The organism is Chelatococcus sp. KU-N122 (genome assembly GCF_055391085.1).
Window position 1 is genome coordinate 4,935,999 of sequence record NZ_AP043981.1, and the last position, 15,244, is coordinate 4,951,242.

The 15,244-nt window shown below is 67.3% G+C and carries 11 protein-coding genes and 1 pseudogene; 7 read left to right on the forward strand and 5 right to left on the reverse strand.

Going from position 1 to position 15,244, the window contains the following annotated elements; all coding sequences use genetic code 11:
- Positions 1-323: 323 nt before the first annotated feature.
- From ACZ5PO_RS22280 to ACZ5PO_RS22295, 4 genes are read left to right on the forward strand one after another with little or no spacing between them, the layout of a single operon-like run.
- Positions 324-1,847, forward strand: coding sequence for a Wadjet anti-phage system protein JetA family protein (locus ACZ5PO_RS22280; RefSeq protein ID WP_464183977.1), 1,524 nt, complete (start codon positions 324-326; stop codon positions 1,845-1,847).
- Positions 1,837-2,481, forward strand: coding sequence for a DUF4194 domain-containing protein (locus tag ACZ5PO_RS22285; protein ID WP_464183978.1), 645 nt, complete (start codon positions 1,837-1,839; stop codon positions 2,479-2,481). Before ACZ5PO_RS22280 ends, ACZ5PO_RS22285 begins: the two co-directional genes overlap by 11 nt.
- Complete coding sequence (locus ACZ5PO_RS22290) at positions 2,478-5,924, forward strand: SbcC/MukB-like Walker B domain-containing protein (protein WP_464183980.1); 3,447 nt, start codon at positions 2,478-2,480, stop codon at positions 5,922-5,924. Before ACZ5PO_RS22285 ends, ACZ5PO_RS22290 begins: the two co-directional genes overlap by 4 nt.
- Entirely contained in the window at positions 5,921-7,126 is a 1,206-nt protein-coding gene (locus ACZ5PO_RS22295; protein ID WP_464183981.1) for a Wadjet anti-phage system protein JetD domain-containing protein, read from the forward strand. Before ACZ5PO_RS22290 ends, ACZ5PO_RS22295 begins: the two co-directional genes overlap by 4 nt.
- A gap of 34 nt (positions 7,127-7,160) precedes the next feature.
- Here the strand turns inward: ACZ5PO_RS22295 and ACZ5PO_RS22300 are convergent, their stop codons facing one another.
- The 5 genes from ACZ5PO_RS22300 to ACZ5PO_RS22320 are packed head-to-tail and all read right to left on the reverse strand — an operon-like array spanning position 7,161 to position 12,166.
- Positions 7,161-7,856: an ABC transporter ATP-binding protein gene (locus tag ACZ5PO_RS22300; RefSeq protein WP_464183982.1), complete on the reverse strand. Its 696-nt coding sequence runs from the start codon at positions 7,854-7,856 to the stop codon at positions 7,161-7,163.
- Complete coding sequence (locus tag ACZ5PO_RS22305) at positions 7,856-8,608, reverse strand: ABC transporter ATP-binding protein (RefSeq protein ID WP_464183983.1); 753 nt, start codon at positions 8,606-8,608, stop codon at positions 7,856-7,858. The genes ACZ5PO_RS22300 and ACZ5PO_RS22305 overlap by 1 nt, the downstream gene beginning before the upstream one ends.
- On the reverse strand, positions 8,605-9,930 hold the full coding sequence (locus ACZ5PO_RS22310) for a branched-chain amino acid ABC transporter permease (RefSeq protein WP_464183984.1): 1,326 nt from the start codon (positions 9,928-9,930) through the stop codon (positions 8,605-8,607). The genes ACZ5PO_RS22305 and ACZ5PO_RS22310 overlap by 4 nt, the downstream gene beginning before the upstream one ends.
- Positions 9,927-10,874: a branched-chain amino acid ABC transporter permease gene (locus ACZ5PO_RS22315; protein ID WP_464183986.1), complete on the reverse strand. Its 948-nt coding sequence runs from the start codon at positions 10,872-10,874 to the stop codon at positions 9,927-9,929. The genes ACZ5PO_RS22310 and ACZ5PO_RS22315 overlap by 4 nt, the downstream gene beginning before the upstream one ends.
- Before the next feature lie 35 nt (positions 10,875-10,909).
- Entirely contained in the window at positions 10,910-12,166 is a 1,257-nt protein-coding gene (locus tag ACZ5PO_RS22320) for a branched-chain amino acid ABC transporter substrate-binding protein (RefSeq protein ID WP_464183987.1), read from the reverse strand.
- Between the two features lie 679 nt (positions 12,167-12,845).
- On the opposite strand from ACZ5PO_RS22320, the pseudogene ACZ5PO_RS22325 reads away from it, so the two are divergent.
- The 3 genes and pseudogenes from ACZ5PO_RS22325 to ACZ5PO_RS22335 all read left to right on the forward strand — a co-directional run.
- Positions 12,846-12,977 (forward strand): annotated as a pseudogene (locus ACZ5PO_RS22325) (cold-shock protein); the annotation flags it as partial.
- A gap of 9 nt (positions 12,978-12,986) precedes the next feature.
- Positions 12,987-14,156 carry an acyl-CoA desaturase gene (locus ACZ5PO_RS22330; protein WP_464183989.1) on the forward strand — a complete coding sequence of 390 codons (1,170 nt, stop codon included), beginning with the start codon at positions 12,987-12,989 and terminating at the stop codon, positions 14,154-14,156.
- Positions 14,157-14,305: 149 nt separating this feature from the next.
- Complete coding sequence (locus ACZ5PO_RS22335; protein WP_464183991.1) at positions 14,306-15,199, forward strand: VOC family protein; 894 nt, start codon at positions 14,306-14,308, stop codon at positions 15,197-15,199.
- Positions 15,200-15,244: the final 45 nt, after the last annotated feature.

Consider the following 15,244-nt stretch of genomic DNA (forward strand, 5'->3'; position numbering starts at 1 on the left):
ACAAACGCGGGGCCAGCCGCTCTGCTCTTTGAGTGGGATGGATGGCCGGGTCAAGCCCGGCCATGACGCAGTTGGGACGCAAATGTCTTTACCTCCAACGTCATGGCCGGGCTTGACCCGGCCATCCATCCACTCGGGAATGCAAGCCGGCCGCGAGATCCCGTTGCCTTCCCATGCCCGCACTCGCGTGTCACGCTTGGTCGGCCAACCGATTCGCCTTCGGCGCGTAGGGACGTACGTGCCGGCTCCGGCCTGACGGGGCTCGGGCGCCTCCGCAATGTCTGCGTCCACGGTGCCGCCACAGTGAGGCATTAGGTGGGGCCATGCTTTTTGGCGTGCTGAACCAAGACATCTTCATGCTTTTCGCGGGCGCGAATCGACGCCTCTATGAAGAAGTTCTGGTGAAAATCTACGACACCTGGATTCGGTCGGACCTCTTGTTCCCCACGCGGATGGACGTGGTGAGCCTGATCTACGACGTGCTGGCGGAACGGCCGGAGCTCTGGCGGGAAGACGAGGCATCGGTTTCGCTGGACCAGGTGCTGGCCCGTCGCGGCGGCCGGCGGCTGCGGCGGCGCGGGGCAGCCGTGGCCGACGAGACGGCGACCTCCGAGGCGATGGCGCGCGCACGGCATATCTATGCCCGTCTGCTTGAGACCGGATGGCTGGACGAGAGCCGTTTCGGGCTGCGGGTCACCGTCGATATGCCGGCCGGCGCCATGCGGCTGGCCGAATTCCTGTGCCTCCTGCGCGAAGGCGTTTCGGAGGAGTTGGGTGGTCTGGTGGTCGAGATGAAGACCGCGATCGAGGCCGCCCGCACGGCGCCGCGCGACAACGCCCTGGGCTTGCACAAGGCCGCTCGCGATGCCGGCGCGTTCGGCCGCTATCTCCGCAGCGTGCTGTCGGCGCTCCGCGACATCGACCGCCAGGTGCTGGCAAGCGACAACCTCGAGGATCGGCTCAAACACTACTTCGAGGATTTCATCGAGCGCGTGCTGCTCAAGGACTATGCGACGATATCGACCACGTCCCATCCCTATCGGTTCCGTCACCGGATCTTCGAGGCCCTCCGTGCCCTCGAGGATTCGACCGTCGACATCCAAGTTCTCGCGGAGGCTTATCTGGAGGCGCAACTGGCGTCGGACTTGGCTGGTGCCCGCGACCTCGTCTTCGATGACTTGCTGAAGGTACGCCAAGTCTTCGACCGCATCGAGGATGCGTTCAAGCGGATTCAGCAGCACCGGGGACGCCTGGAAGCGCGCTTGCGCAACACGGTGCGCTACGCGGGGCGGCGCACGGGCGCCTTCCTGCAGCGCAGCGAGCAGATTGCCGTGAAGCTCGACCGCCTGTTGCAAAGCGGCGCCGCGGCTGCCATCGAGGGCCAGCTCGAGGCGCTCCGCGGGCCTCTGTCGCCGCATCTGCTGGCGCGGCCCCGCGGAGCACGCGTGCCGATCGGCGGCGGGCCGCTGCTGCTGCGTTCGCCCGATCCGCTTTGGGAGCTGCGCCGGCAGCTGGAGCGTGCCTATCTGGACCGCCTGACGGTGACGCCCGCCCAGGTGGCACGCTTTCTCGAACGGCGCGTGGCGCCCGGCAGCGAAGGCAGCGCCGCCCGATTCTGGATCGACGGTGTGGACGACTTTCTCGCCTTCGAGGCCCTGCGCCTTGCGGTTCGTCAGATCCTGGCGGGGGCCGCGGAGGACGACATGCTCGCCCGCCGGCTGCTGCAACACTTCGAGTTCGTTCCGGCGCCGGCCCATCCGGTCGACAACGAGTGGCTGAGCTGCCGCGGCTTTGCCATCGTGCGAAAGGGCGATCAAATCACCCTGGAGGACGGGCGTGCTGCATGAATTCCAACTGCTGGAGGAGCGCGATGCACGCCTGGCCGAACGCGTGACCCAGGCCATCGGGCATCTCCTGCGCTACCAGTTCATCCACGTGGACGACCGCGGCTCGCCGGCGCTGCTCGAGACGCTGCGGCGACCTGGCGCCGTCGACCTGATCTCCGACTATTTCGATGTCGCCGGCTATCGGCTGGTCATTCGGGAAAGCGAAGGGTGGGCGGGCATCCTCCCCGACCTGGAGCGGATCACGGCGCCGCGCATGCGCATCGACGAAACATTGGTGCTGCTGGTGCTGCGGCGCCTGTGGGAAGAAGGCGTTCAGGATGGGGATATCCTGGCGAGGGGCGCGATCCTGTTGACCTTGAACGAAGCGTATGCCGCCTACGAGGAGGTCGTGGCGCGCGGCCGCCGGCCGGCGCTGCCGATCGCCGCTTTTCGCGACGTCGTCCAGCAGTTCGAGCGACGCGCGATCGTCAGCCTGGGCGTGTTCGATGACGAGGCCCAGGACATGGAGCTCACCATCCGGCCGATCGTAGCGGCGGTCGCGGGCGACGAATTCCTTGCCCATCTCGAGCTGCTGCTGCAGCGCGTCGACATCAGTAAGGATGCCGGCGAGGACGACGCGGACGCCGACGCATGATGCAGCTCAGCCGCATCGCTCTGGTGCAATGGCATCTCTTCGAGCGCGCCGATCTCGATGTCATCGGCGATACCGCCATCCTCGGCCGCAACCGATCGGGGAAGTCCACCCTGATCGATCTGATCCAGACGGTAATGACCGGTGCCTCGGGCAGCCTCTTCCGTTTCAATCGGTCGGCGGGCGAGAGTGGCGGGCGATCGGCGCGAACACTGCGCGGCTATTGCCTGGGCCAACTGAACGAGCACGATGCTCTGCGCCAGGAATCGATCACCCATGTCGCGCTCTGCTTCGAGGATCCGGCCGGCGTGCGCCCGGTGGTCACCATCGGCCTTTGTCTGGAGGCACCGCTGCGGGACGACGTCGTCTCGGCCGGCCGCTACGTGGTGGAAGGGGTAAAGGTCGACACGCGCTATTTCATCGAGGAGACGGCCGACGGGCAGGTGCGCTCCGCGCCCTGGAGCGTCGTGCGCGACCGGCTGGAGCGCGATTGCGCCGCCGCCGGCACACGCTTCCTGCGCGCGGAAACGGCACGCAACCATATCCGCGAATATATGCGCCTGCTGTTCACCGGCCGGCGGTCCCCGGATCCCGACCGCTTTGCCCGGGCCTTCGTGCTGGCGCTCTCGTTCGAGGACATCCGCTCGGTCGAGCAGTTCGTCCGGACCTATCTGCTCGAACGGAAAGACATCGATATCGGCGAACTGCGGGAGTCGATTCAGCGCTATCGTCAGATCCAGAAGGACATCCAGGACCTGGAGCGCCGCCTCGAGGCGCTGAAGGCGATCCAGGCCCTGGTCGGGCGTTTCGAGACGCTGCTGGAGCGCGAAGAGGTGGCCCGCGGGGTGGAGCGGCTCGCCCTGCTGCTGGAAGCGGGCGGTGCGCTCTTCGCGAATGTGGCCGAGCTCCGCCGCAAGGGCGAGGCGCTGCGGACGACGGAGGCCGACATCGAGGCTTGCGACGCCGAGATCGAGCAGGCGGAAAGTCTTGCGCAGAGCCTGGAGACCCAGATCGCGGCTTCCGACGTCGCGAGCCAGAGGACCGTATTGGCGCACGAGGCGCGCAACATCGAGCGGGCACGGGGCGATCTCGTGCGCCGGCTGACGACGCGGTTCACGGCTGCCGCGCGCGCCGTCGAGCTGTTGCGCTGGCGCGAGCGGTTGCAGCCGCTGCGGCTCGGGGATCTCTGGAACGCGCTGGAGCAGGTCCAAGCCCAGAGCGCGGGCCTGCAACCGCCGGACTGGCCGCGCGACCCGAAGGGGATGGAGGCGCTGTTCGGCCGCGCGGCCGCGGCGGCCGGTGAACGTCTCGCCCTCGTGACTGAGCGACGCGACGAAGCCATCGCCTTGCGTCGGCAGTGCGGCCAGGCCATGGGCGACCTCGAGCTCCGCATCGGCCAGGCGCGTCAGGGCCGCGTGATGCTCGATGCGCAAACGCTGGCGCTGATGGAGACCCTGCGGCGCGAGGGAATGAGGCCGCGTGCGCTGTGCGAAGTGCTCGATGTGCGCGATGAGGCGTGGCGCGATGCGGCCGAAGCCCTGCTCGGCCGCGACCGTGAGGCGATCCTCGTCGATCCCGAGCACGCCGCCCGCGCCGTCGAGATTCTCCGTCGCAGCCGCGATGCATTCCGCGGCTGCCGCGTCGCCAATACGCGTCGTCTCGCGAGCGAGGACATGTCGGCGCCCCCGAACAGCCTCGCCTCCGTTGTGCATAGCGACGACGCGCTTGCCACCGCCTTCGTCGTCTTTCGCCTGGGCAACGTGCGCCTCGCGGCCAACCAGCAGGAACTGCTGAGCGGCGGCCGGGCGATCATGCGCGATGGCGCCTACAATGACGGCATTGTCGTCGAAGTGCGGCGCACGCGCGATTGGAAGATCGGCCGCGCCGCCGCTGGCCTCATGCTGGACGAGCTGGAGCGGGAGCTCGCCGATCAGCGGGCGATCCACGGGCGCCATAGCGACAACGTGACGATGCTGGACGACGTCCTGCGGCGGCTCGAGCAGCTGGGCGTCCCCGTCTCGGAGGACGATCGCCTCGACAATCTGGTTTTCGGCCTCGTCAGTGAGGACGAGCGTCTCGCCGATGTGCAGGAGCGGCTGGCACGGGTTGCCGGGCTGATCGATCCTGCCCTGCGCACCGCGCTGGAGGAGGCGCGCCGGCGCGTGACTTCGGCAAAGGCCGACAAGGACGAGCTGCGGGAGAAGCGCGCCGGCTTCCGCGTCCAGATCGAGGAGATCGGGCGCCGTCTGAGCGCCGGCGCGGGACAGCCCGGCTCGCGGCTTTCTCTTGTCGACCGTCGCCGCGGCTTTCGCAAGCGGGTCCGCAATCTCGCCATGTGGATGCCGGTTCGCGCCAGGTATGCCCACGCGCGCGGCTCACGCTCACCGGCCCGGCTCGCCCAGGACATGCAGCGCGAGGCCGAGGAACTGGTCACGCAATACAGGGAGTGCGACGGGGATATTCGCGAGCGCCTGACGACGTACCGGCTCCAGTTCGGCGCGACGGCGCCATCGGGCGGCGAGACGCGTATCGCGACGGACGTCAAGCCGTGGGTGGAGGAGAACGTCGCGGCGCTCGAGGGCAACGAGCTCATTCGCTACCGGCGCCAGGCCGACGCGGCGGCGGATCAGATCGGACGGTTGTTCCGGACCGGGTTCGTGCACGAGCTGAACAGCCGCTTCAGCGCGCTCGAGAGCGATCTCGACGAGCTCAATCGCGCCTTGCGGACGCGGCCGCTGCATGGCGAGATCTATTCGCTGAAGGCGCATGTGAAGCCGGAGTTCGAGGCGCTTCATCGCCTCGCCCGCGAGAGCGAGACGGACGAGGCCACGCTGGGCACGCTGTTCGGTCGTGGCACGCCGCGCGAAGAGTGGCAGGCGGCGGCGTTGGCCCAGGTGGAACGCCTGCTCGAGGACGAGACACTCGCGTTCGAGGACTATCAAGACTACCGAAACTACTATGGCTTCGATTTGCGCATGCGCGACATCGCCAGCAAGCGCGAGACGAGCTTCGAGCGCCGGCGGGGCGTGGCGAGTGGCGCGGAGCGGCAGGTGCCTTTCTACGTCATTATCGGCGCGGCTCTGGCCAGCCTCTACCATGGCGCTCGACGCTCGGGCTCATCCGATGATCTGGGCCTCGGGCTGGCCGTGTTCGACGAGGCGTTCAGCAAGATGGACGGCCCCAATCAGCGCACGCTGCTCGAGTTCTACGGCGACATCGGCCTGCAGGTCGTCATCGCGGCGCCGACGGAGAAACGGGCCGTCGTCTACGAGAATCTCGACAGCATCATCGACGTGCATCGGTTTGGCGATGAGGTCTCGGCCGAGACGATCCACATCAAGCGGCGTGCTCGCGCGGCCATGCGGGAGGCAAACCCCCAGTATCTCAGTGACGAGGTTCTGCGCGGACGGCTTGCCGACGACATCACCGAGGCCGCGGCCGAGTGACCCGCCGCTTCACCGACCCCAGGGCTCTTCTCCACGATCTGGTGGACCGCTATGAAGCACGCCCGCACGCCGCGCGCCTTCTGGCCTATCTCGATGACGAAGGCTTTGCGTCGGTGAGCGAGCAGGACGCGTGCCTCGAACGGCTTGCGGCCGTCGAACGGGACGGCGGCGTGCGCATCGAGCGCCGGCGCGTGGACGGCGTCGAGCAGGTGCGGAGCATTCGCCTCGTCGACCCTGCGCCCGTCTGCGCTTACCTCGGCCGCACGCCGGCGCCGCGGCGGGCCGCCGATGCCCTGGCGGCGCTGAGGCCGCGCTTCCAGGCGTCAGAGCAACTGGGCGAGGTGTTTGATGATGTCGGCCGGGCCTGGGCCCGAAACGTCGCGTGGTCTGGTTTGCCGCCCGGGCGCACGGATGCGCTTGGCGCGGCTCTCGACCTGTCGCTAGCGCTCCTGAAATGGGCCGCCGACCCGGAGGCGCCGCAGATCGACTATCGCAGCTTTTCGCAGGCTGGTGCCGGCGACAGCAAGGCCCTCAGAGGGCTCAAGGCGCCGGTTGCCCAGTTGCTGCGCCGGCTGGCGCCCACGGCTGTGAAGCCAGAGGCGATGACGCCGGCGGAGGTCATCGCCGGGTTCGGCGTCGTGCCGCTTCCGCAGCCGCTGATGCTCGGCGGCCCGCTGACGCTGGACGGGCTGAAACTGCCGCCGATGCCCTACTTCGGGCTGCCTCCGGAGGAGGTGGCGCGCATCGGTCTTTGGCAGCGACCTGCCTACGTGCTGGCCGTCGAGAACTTCACCTCGTTCGTGCGGCACGTGCGAGAGGTGAGCGACGGCGGCGACGGCCTGGTGATCTACAGTGGCGGCTTTCCGTCGCGCCAGGGCCTGAAAGCTATCGTGACATTGGCCGGGTTGGCGGAGGCGCCGGTGTTCCATTGGGGAGACATCGACCCCGGAGGCGTCCGCATCTTCCTGCATCTGGAGCAGGAACTCGGCGGCCAGGGCGTGCGACTGCTGCCACACCTGATGGATCCGCTCGTTCTCGGCACGTATGGTGCCCCGTCGCGCCATAGTTCATCTCCCGCCGTCAACGTCCCCGAGGCCAGCCCCATCGCGCCTCTGTGGCACGCGATGAACGGCGACCTGCGCGGCTACCGGCTCGAGCAGGAAGCCCTGGCACCGCAGCGCCCGATAGGCTTCGACCGCTAATTCCGCGCCGACGTGTTCCGCAGCCGGCCGGAGGTCACACTTCAAGCCATTCCTTCCGGATGCTCGCATCGGCGCCGAGATCGGCGGGCGTGCCCTCGAACACGATGCGGCCGTGGCCCATGACGTAGAGACGCCGGGAGATCCTCAGCGCGATCGTCAGCTTCTGCTCGACCAGCAGGATCGAGATGCCGCGCCGGGCGATCTCGTCCAGAAGGCGCGCGACCTGCTCGACCAGCTTGGGCGCCAGGCCCTCGGTGGGCTCGTCGATGATGATGAGGTCGGGGTCGCCCATCAGCGTCCGGCACATGGTGAGCATCTGCTGCTCGCCGCCGGACAGCACGCCGGCCTCGTTGGCCTGGCGTTCGCCGAGGTTGGGAAACAGGCGGAACATGTCCTCGAAGCTCCAGCGCCCGCACTTCCCGGCGCGCTTCAGCCCCATCTCGAGGTTCTGCTTGACGGTGAGCCCGGGGAAGATCTGGCGATCCTCGGGCACATAGCCCAGCCCCGCATGGGCGATCTTGTCGGGCCGCAAGCCGGCGATCGGACGGCCCTTGAAGCACACCTCGCCTTCCGGCGGCACCAGCCCCATGATCGCCTTGCAGGTGGTCGACCGGCCGACGCCGTTGCGGCCCAGCAGACTCACGATCTCGCCTTCGCCGATGGCGAGGTCGACGCCTTGCAGGATGTGGCTCTTGCCGTAGAAGGCGTGCAGATCGCGCACTTCCAGCATCACGCCGCCTCCGCGCCGAGATAGGCTTCCTGCACCGCCCTGTTGCCGCGGATCCTGGCCGGCACGTCGCTGGCGATCACCTGGCCGTACACGAGAACGGTGATGACGTCGGCAAGCCCGAAGACCACGCTCATGTCGTGCTCGACCACCAGCAGCGTCTTGCCCTCCGACACCTGCCGCACCAGGGCCACGGCGTGCTCGGTCTCGCTGTGGCTCATGCCGGCGGTCGGCTCGTCGAGCAGGATGATCTCGGCGCCGCCCGCCACGGTGATGCCGATCTCCAGCGCGCGCTGCTCGGCATAGGAGAGGAGCCCTGCCGGCACGTTCCGCCGGCCTTGCAGGTTCAGCCGCTCGATCACCCGGTCCGCTTCCTCGTTCAGGGCACGCTGGTGGCCGAGAAGATTCCAGAACGAGTACCGATAGTTGCGTGCCCACAGGAGGCCGCACCGGATGTTCTCGAACACCGTGAGCCGTGGGAAGATCGAGGTGATCTGGAAGCTGCGCGACAGCCCCAGGCGGTTGATCTCGTGCGCCGCCAGCCCGCCGATCGAGCGGCCGTTGAGCGCGATCGTGCCGGAGGTGACGGCGAAGCGGCCGCTGATCAGGTTGAACAGGGTCGTCTTGCCCGCGCCGTTCGGCCCGATCAGGGCGTGGCGCTGGCCGCGCGGAATGTCGAGATCGACGCCGCGGATGATCTCGGTGCGGCCGAAGCTCTTGTGGACGCTGCGCAGCGAGATGGCGGGCTCGCTCATTGTATTGCTCCCTGCGCCTTCGCGTCGGCCATCAGCGCATCCCAGCGGGCGCGGAACGTGCGGCTCTCGATGCGCAGCCAGAGCCCGCCGCCGATCAGCGCCACCGCGCCCAGCACCCACGGCAGCGCCGTGCGTGGATCGACGGTGTGCGGCCCGATCTTGAAGGCCTTGCCCTGCGCGGCGCCGATGGTGGTGAAGGATGCAAGCTCGACCAGCAGGACGAAGCCCAGCACCATCAGCACGCCGGGCACCAGGATGCGGATGTAGGGAACCGCGAGCTCGCGCAATCGCCCGGTGCGCGCGATCGGCACATGCAGCGCCGCGATGCCCATCAGGCCGCCCGGCGCATACATGACCATGATGATGAACAGCACGCCCACATAGAGCAGCCAGGCATTGCTCAGGAGGCTGACGCCGCTTTGCAGCAGCACGACGACGATCGCGCCGAGGAACGGCCCGAAGAAGGCGCCGGTGCCGCCGATATAGGTCGCAAGCAGCGCGGTTGCCGACTTGGCCGCGGCCACCGTGTCGAAGGTCACGATCTCGTAGACCAGCACATAGAGGGCGCCCCCGATGCCCGCGAAGAAACCCGCCAGCGTGAACTGGTAGAAGCGCACCATGCGCGGGTCGTAGCCCACGAACTGGGTACGCTCGAAATTGTCGCGCGCGGCATTGGCCATGCGGCCCAGCGGCGTCTCCGTCTGCAGGCGCATCAGCATCGTGGCGATGGCCGTCCAGGCCACGACCAGGCAATAGACCTGCCAGGACGAGCTGTAGGGAATGCCGAACAGGCTGGTGCCGATGACGCGGTCGGTGCTGATGCCGCTTTCGCCGCCGAAGAAGCCCATGAACATGAGCGCGCACGCCGCCACAAGCTCGCCCAGCCCCAAGGTGATCATGGCGAAGGCGGTGGCGCGCTGCCGGGTGGCGACGTAGCCGAACAGCGCGCCGAAGACGAGCCCGCCCAATCCGCCCGCCAGTGGCACCAGCTCCGTCGGCAGCCAGAAAACGCCGTCCCTGACGGCGTTCAGCGTGTGGGCGGTCACGTAGCCACCCAGGCCGAACAGAATGGCATGGCCGAAGGACAAGAGCCCCGCCTGGCCCATCAGCATGTTGTAGGAGAGGGCGAAGACCGCCATCAGGCCGATCTCGCTCAGCATCGTGAGCGCGAAGCCCGAGTGGCGTTGGGTCGACCAGTTGAAGAACGCCCATGGCAGCAGCAACGCCACCGCGACGGCGGCCGGCCACAGCCAGTGACGCCGCGCGAAGGCGAGGGAGCCGGCGGGAGCGACGACCGCGTGTTGGGTAGCCTCGGCGCTCATGTGTCCCGCGTCCCCATCAACCCACGCGGCCTGAAGACCAGGACCAGGACCAGCAGAAGGTAGGGTAGAAGCGCGCCGATGCGCGGCAGCGGCACGGTCAGCACCTCGTGGAACGGCGTCGCGCGCGACACTGTCAGCCCGAACTGCTTCAGCAGATCGGCGAGCGAGTAGTCGAGCACCACGGCGAAGGTCTGGATCAAGCCCATCAGCAACGAGGCGATGAAGCAGCCGGTGAGCGAGCCGAGGCCGCCGAACACCACGACGACGAAGACGATGGGTCCCATGGTGAACGCCATCGCCGGCTCGGTGACGTGGTAATTGCCGCCGATCACGCCCGCCAGGCCGGCGAGTGCCGTGCCCGAAGCGAACACGATGGTGAACACGCGAGGCACGTTGTGGCCGAGCGCGCCCACCATCTCGGGATGGGTGAGCGCCGCCTGGATGACCATGCCGATGCGGGTGCGGGTCAGCCCGAGCCAGATCGCGCCGAACATCAGCGCCGAGATCAGCAGCATGAACGCGCGGTAGGCGGGGAATTGTGTGCCGTAGATCGTGAACAGCGGGAAGTCGAGGCTCTCGGGAATGCGATAGGGCACCGGGATCAGGCCCCAGGTCATCTGCACGACCTTCTCGATGATGAGCGCCAGGCCGAAGGTGAACAGCAGCTCGGCGATGTGGCCGTTGCGGTGCACGCGGCGCAGCCCATACATCTCGATCGCCGCGCCGATCAGCCCGCACAGCAGCGGCGCCAGGATCAACGCCGGCCAGAAGCCGATGTGCTGGCTGATGGTGAAGGCGAAATAGGCGCCCAGCATGTAGGCGCTGGCATGCGCGAAGTTGAGCACGCCCATCATGCTGAGGATCAGCGTGAGCCCGCTCGCCAGCATGAACAGCAGCATGCCGTAGACGAGCCCGTTCAACAGCGAGACGAGAAAGAGTTCCATGGCTCGGCCACCCGTCGGCAGGAGGGATGGCGGAGTTACTTTTCTGCCGGCCGCTTCATCTTGCAGGAGGTCGGCTGCTCCAGATCCTTGGCGAGCATGGTGGCCTCGGTGGCCCAGCCCAGCCCGGTCTTCTCCGAATCGTACTTCACGCCCTTTTTGAAGACGCCGACGAAGTACGCGCTGGCGATCTGATGGTCATCCTTGCGCATCACGGTGTCGAAGCCGAGGAAATCCTTGTGCGGGAGGCCCTCCAGCGCAAAGGCGATCTTGGTCGGATCGGCCGAGCCCGCCTTGTTGGTGGCCTCCTGCAAGTACTCGAAGATGGTCCGGAAGCCCGCGGCGTAGAAGTCGAAGGGGAATTTCTCGCGGAACGCAGCGGTCCACGCTTCGGCGTCCTTGTTGCCGATCTCGGGCGCGATGTTCTCGTTGAACGGCATCACCGCGCGCACCTTGCCGTCGCCGCCCGGCCCGATGGCCACGGCGCCGCCCGCGAGATGGGCGTACAGCGTGTAGTAGCGCAGGTCGATGCCCGAATCGATGCCGGCCTTGATCAGAAGGTTCATGTCCGGCCCCCAGTTACCGGTGATCAGCGCCTGTGCGCCGGAGGCTTTGATCTTGGTAATGTAAGGCGCGAAGTCCTTGACCTTGCCGAGCGGGATCAACTCGTCGCCCACCACCTGCACGTCTGGCCGCAGCTTGGTCAGATAGGTCTTGACGTCGCGCTGCAGCGACTGGCCGAAGAGGTAGTCCTGGTTCAGCAGATAGACCTTGGTGATCTCCTTGGGCAACGCCCGCACCATCGCCTCGGCTTTCATCGCCGCATTGGCGTCGAAGCGGAAGTGCCAGAAGCTGCACTTGTCGTTGGTGAGCTCGGTCGCCACCGCACCGCAGTTGATGTAGATAATGCGGTTGTCGGGGTTGCGACTGTTGTGCTTGTCGACGGCTTCGATGAGCGCGGCGGCGATGTTGGAGCCGCTGCACTGCATGATGAAGGGCATGTTCTGGTCGGTCGCGCTCTTGAGCGCGAGCAACGCGTCGGACGGCTGGGATTTGTTGTCGAACGGCACCAGCTCGAACTTCTTGCCGAGCGCTCCGCCCTTCGAGGTATTGATGAAGTCGAGGATGTACTGCATTTGCTTGAGGTTGGCATCGCCCACTTGTGCGAACGGACCCGACAGGGGGTCCGTATAGGCGATCTTGATGGTGTCCTGCGCTTCGGCGGAGCCGACGCCGATCAAGCCTGCGCATGCCAGCAGGGCCGCGGCCGCGCCACGCCTCATGAATCGGGCCATATTTTCCTCCCAGCTCCGACGTTCTCGCGCAGCATTCCGCTGCGCGAGGTCACAGCTTTCTTAGTCTGAGCAAAGAGTAACAGACGACTTTGGCGGCGCCTAGTTACTTTCCGGCGCAGACCACGAATGCAATGTGTCCTCACCGACGCCGAGCTTGGTCTTGGCCATTTACGATTGGATCAGAACATCCCGTTGCAAAGACGGATTTCGACGCCTGAAGCTGGAGCGCTTCTCTTGCGATGGTGTCCCCGCAAAGCGACGTGCGCCCCAAGCGCGTTGCCGGCTCGCCGCCGAGGTCCGCCTGCACGAAGGTGACGGAGACGCCCGAGCGATACCTCGGCGCCGCGGCGCGTCCAGCTCGCCTCAGGCGTGCGTCTCGATCAGCTGGCAGCCGATCGCAGGCTGCCGCGAGGCGCTGGTGGCGGCGGACCGCGCCGACATGCTCGCCGGCGAGCGGCGGGGCTGAGCACCGCGAGGCCGAAACATCAGACCGATGAACCGGAGGGGTCGTGCCCAGGCCGGGGCCGGCGCGCGAAGGATCTCTTGCCGATGGGGGATGAGATCGCCACATAGGCACGCGAGTTGCGGCCGAGCGACTTGGCCTCGCCGCCAGCAGCGTGCGTGACTGACGACCTCCCAGCAATTTCGCGTGAGCTGGCCGCCCGTAGGAAGGATGTCCATGCACACGGGAACCGTGGAATGGTTCGATAGCCAAAAAGGCTTCGGCTTCGTCCGGCCTGAGCGTGGCGGCAAGGACGTTTTCGTTCACGTCAGCCCGGTCGAGCGCACGGGCCTACGACCAGCCAATCAGGATCACTGAATGCCTTTCCCTGCCGACCACGACGACGAGCACGACGACATCATCTACCCCTCGGCCATTCCCTTCGTGCTGGTCCATCTGGCCTGCTTCGGCGCGCTCTGGTCGGGCGTCACGTGGCAGGCGGCCGCGCTCGGCATATCACTCTATTGGCTGCGCATTTTCGCGATCGGGGCGGGATACCACCGCTATTTCTCGCACCGGGCCTATGCCACCGGCCGGGTGTTTCAGTTTCTCCTCGCCGTCCTCGCCCAGAGCAGCGCCCAGAAGAGCGTCCTCTGGTGGGCGGCCAAGCACCGGCATCACCATCTGCATTCCGACACCGGCGAGGATGTGCATTCGCCGCGGCACACGGGCTTTCTCTACAGCCACCTCGGCTGGATCTTCTCCCGCAAGCACGGCGAGACGGATCTTGCGAAGGTGGCGGACCTCGCCCGCTATCCCGAGCTCAGATGGCTCCACCGGTTCGAGCTGGCACCGGCCGCCGTCCTGGCCGCCCTGTCGTTCGTCGTCGCCGGGTGGTCCGGGCTCGTCGTCGGCTTCTTCTGGAGCACGGTGCTCGTCTATCACGCGACGTTCTGCATCAACTCGCTCGCCCACGTGCACGGGCGCAAGCGCTACGTGACGGGAGACGATTCCCGCAACAACTGGTTCTTGGCGCTCATCACCATGGGCGAGGGCTGGCACAACAATCACCACGCCTACCAGAGCAGCGTGCGCCAGGGCTTCAGGTGGTGGGAGATCGACCCGACGTATTACATCCTGCGGGCGCTGTCGTGGGTCGGTATCGTCTGGGACCTCAAGACGCCGCCCCAGCAGGTGCTCCGCAACGAGCAGCGGCTTGGCTCGCGGGTCGTCAACCGTGCTGCCGAGCAGCTCGCGGCGAGCTTCAATTCCGAGCGGATCGCGCTCGCCATCACGTCGGCCCTGCACGCGCCGGAACTCTCCGCCCTGCGCGAGACGCTTGCCCACGCCCGGCACCGCGCCGGCGAAGTGCTGGCGGCGTCGCATCTGCCGCAACTGCCGAGCCGGGAGGAACTGCTGGCTGAGGCGAGGGCGATGTTCGTGCGGACCAGGTCGTTGGACGACATCGTCGAGCGCGCTCACGAGCTCCTGCTCGCGTCCGTCGGCATGCATCTCGCGCACAAGGGCAACCCGCTGCCGTCCAGCTGAAGCCGGGCGCCCGGCGCTCAGCGCTGTATTCCGCCGTCCCATTCGCCCAGGCGCCGCGTCTCATGGCAACTGACACGCGGCTCGCCGCCAAGCCGGCCGACCCGCCGCCAAGCCGGCCGGCTCGCCGTACAACCGAGAAGGACGCTGTCATGGTGCGCCGTCTTCTGATCGCCGGCATTCTGATCGTCGCGGCGTGGCCGGCGTCGTCGGCGCTGGCGCGCGGCGAGGCGCCCGCGGTCGGCGTCGCTCCGCAGTACAGTGCGACGCACGTCTATGTTGCGCCCGCCGACGTCGATCGGTTCGCGGCGAGCTTTCTCGCGACCTTCGGCGGGCAAAGCACCAAGCAGGCTGTGGCCACCGTCACGCCGACACCCAGCAGCACGACCACGCAACTGCTGCGGACCCCGGTGGGCACCGTCTCGCTGTTCGGCTTCACGACGCCGATCCCGTATCCGTTCGGAGCCGAACGGACGGGGTATCTCGTGACGGACCTGGATGCCGCCGTCGACGCGGCACGGGCGGCCGGCGCCGAAATCGTGGTCGCCCCGTTTTCGGATCCGATCGGGCGTGACGCCATCGTCCGCTGGCCGGGCGGCGTCGCCATGCAGCTCTACTGGCACACGGCCAAGCCGTCCTCTGCGGCGCTCCGGACGGTCCCTGAGAACAGGGTCTACGTGTCGCCCGATCGCGCCGATGCCTTCGTGGCGAGCTTCCTGCGCTTCTCCCATGGCGAGGTCACGTCCGACCGTGCCGATGCGCCGGGGATCGAGATCGGCAAGCCGGGAACGAGCTATCGGCGGATCCGCATCGACTCCGCCTTCGGAAAGGTGACGGCGCTGGTCACCGACGGCCAGCTTCCTTTTCCCTACGGGCGGGAGCTGACCGGCTACGAGGTCGGCGATGTGGCGGAGACCATCGCCAAGGCGAAAGCGGCCGGCGCCACCGTGCTCGCCGGCCCCTTTCGGTCGGACCGGCGCGAGGCCGCCATGCTGCAGTTTCCCGGCGGCTACATGGCGGAAATCCACGCCCCCGCCGAGCCATAGAGGACGGTGCCAAGACGTGGATATCGGCTCTTGGCGAAGATGATG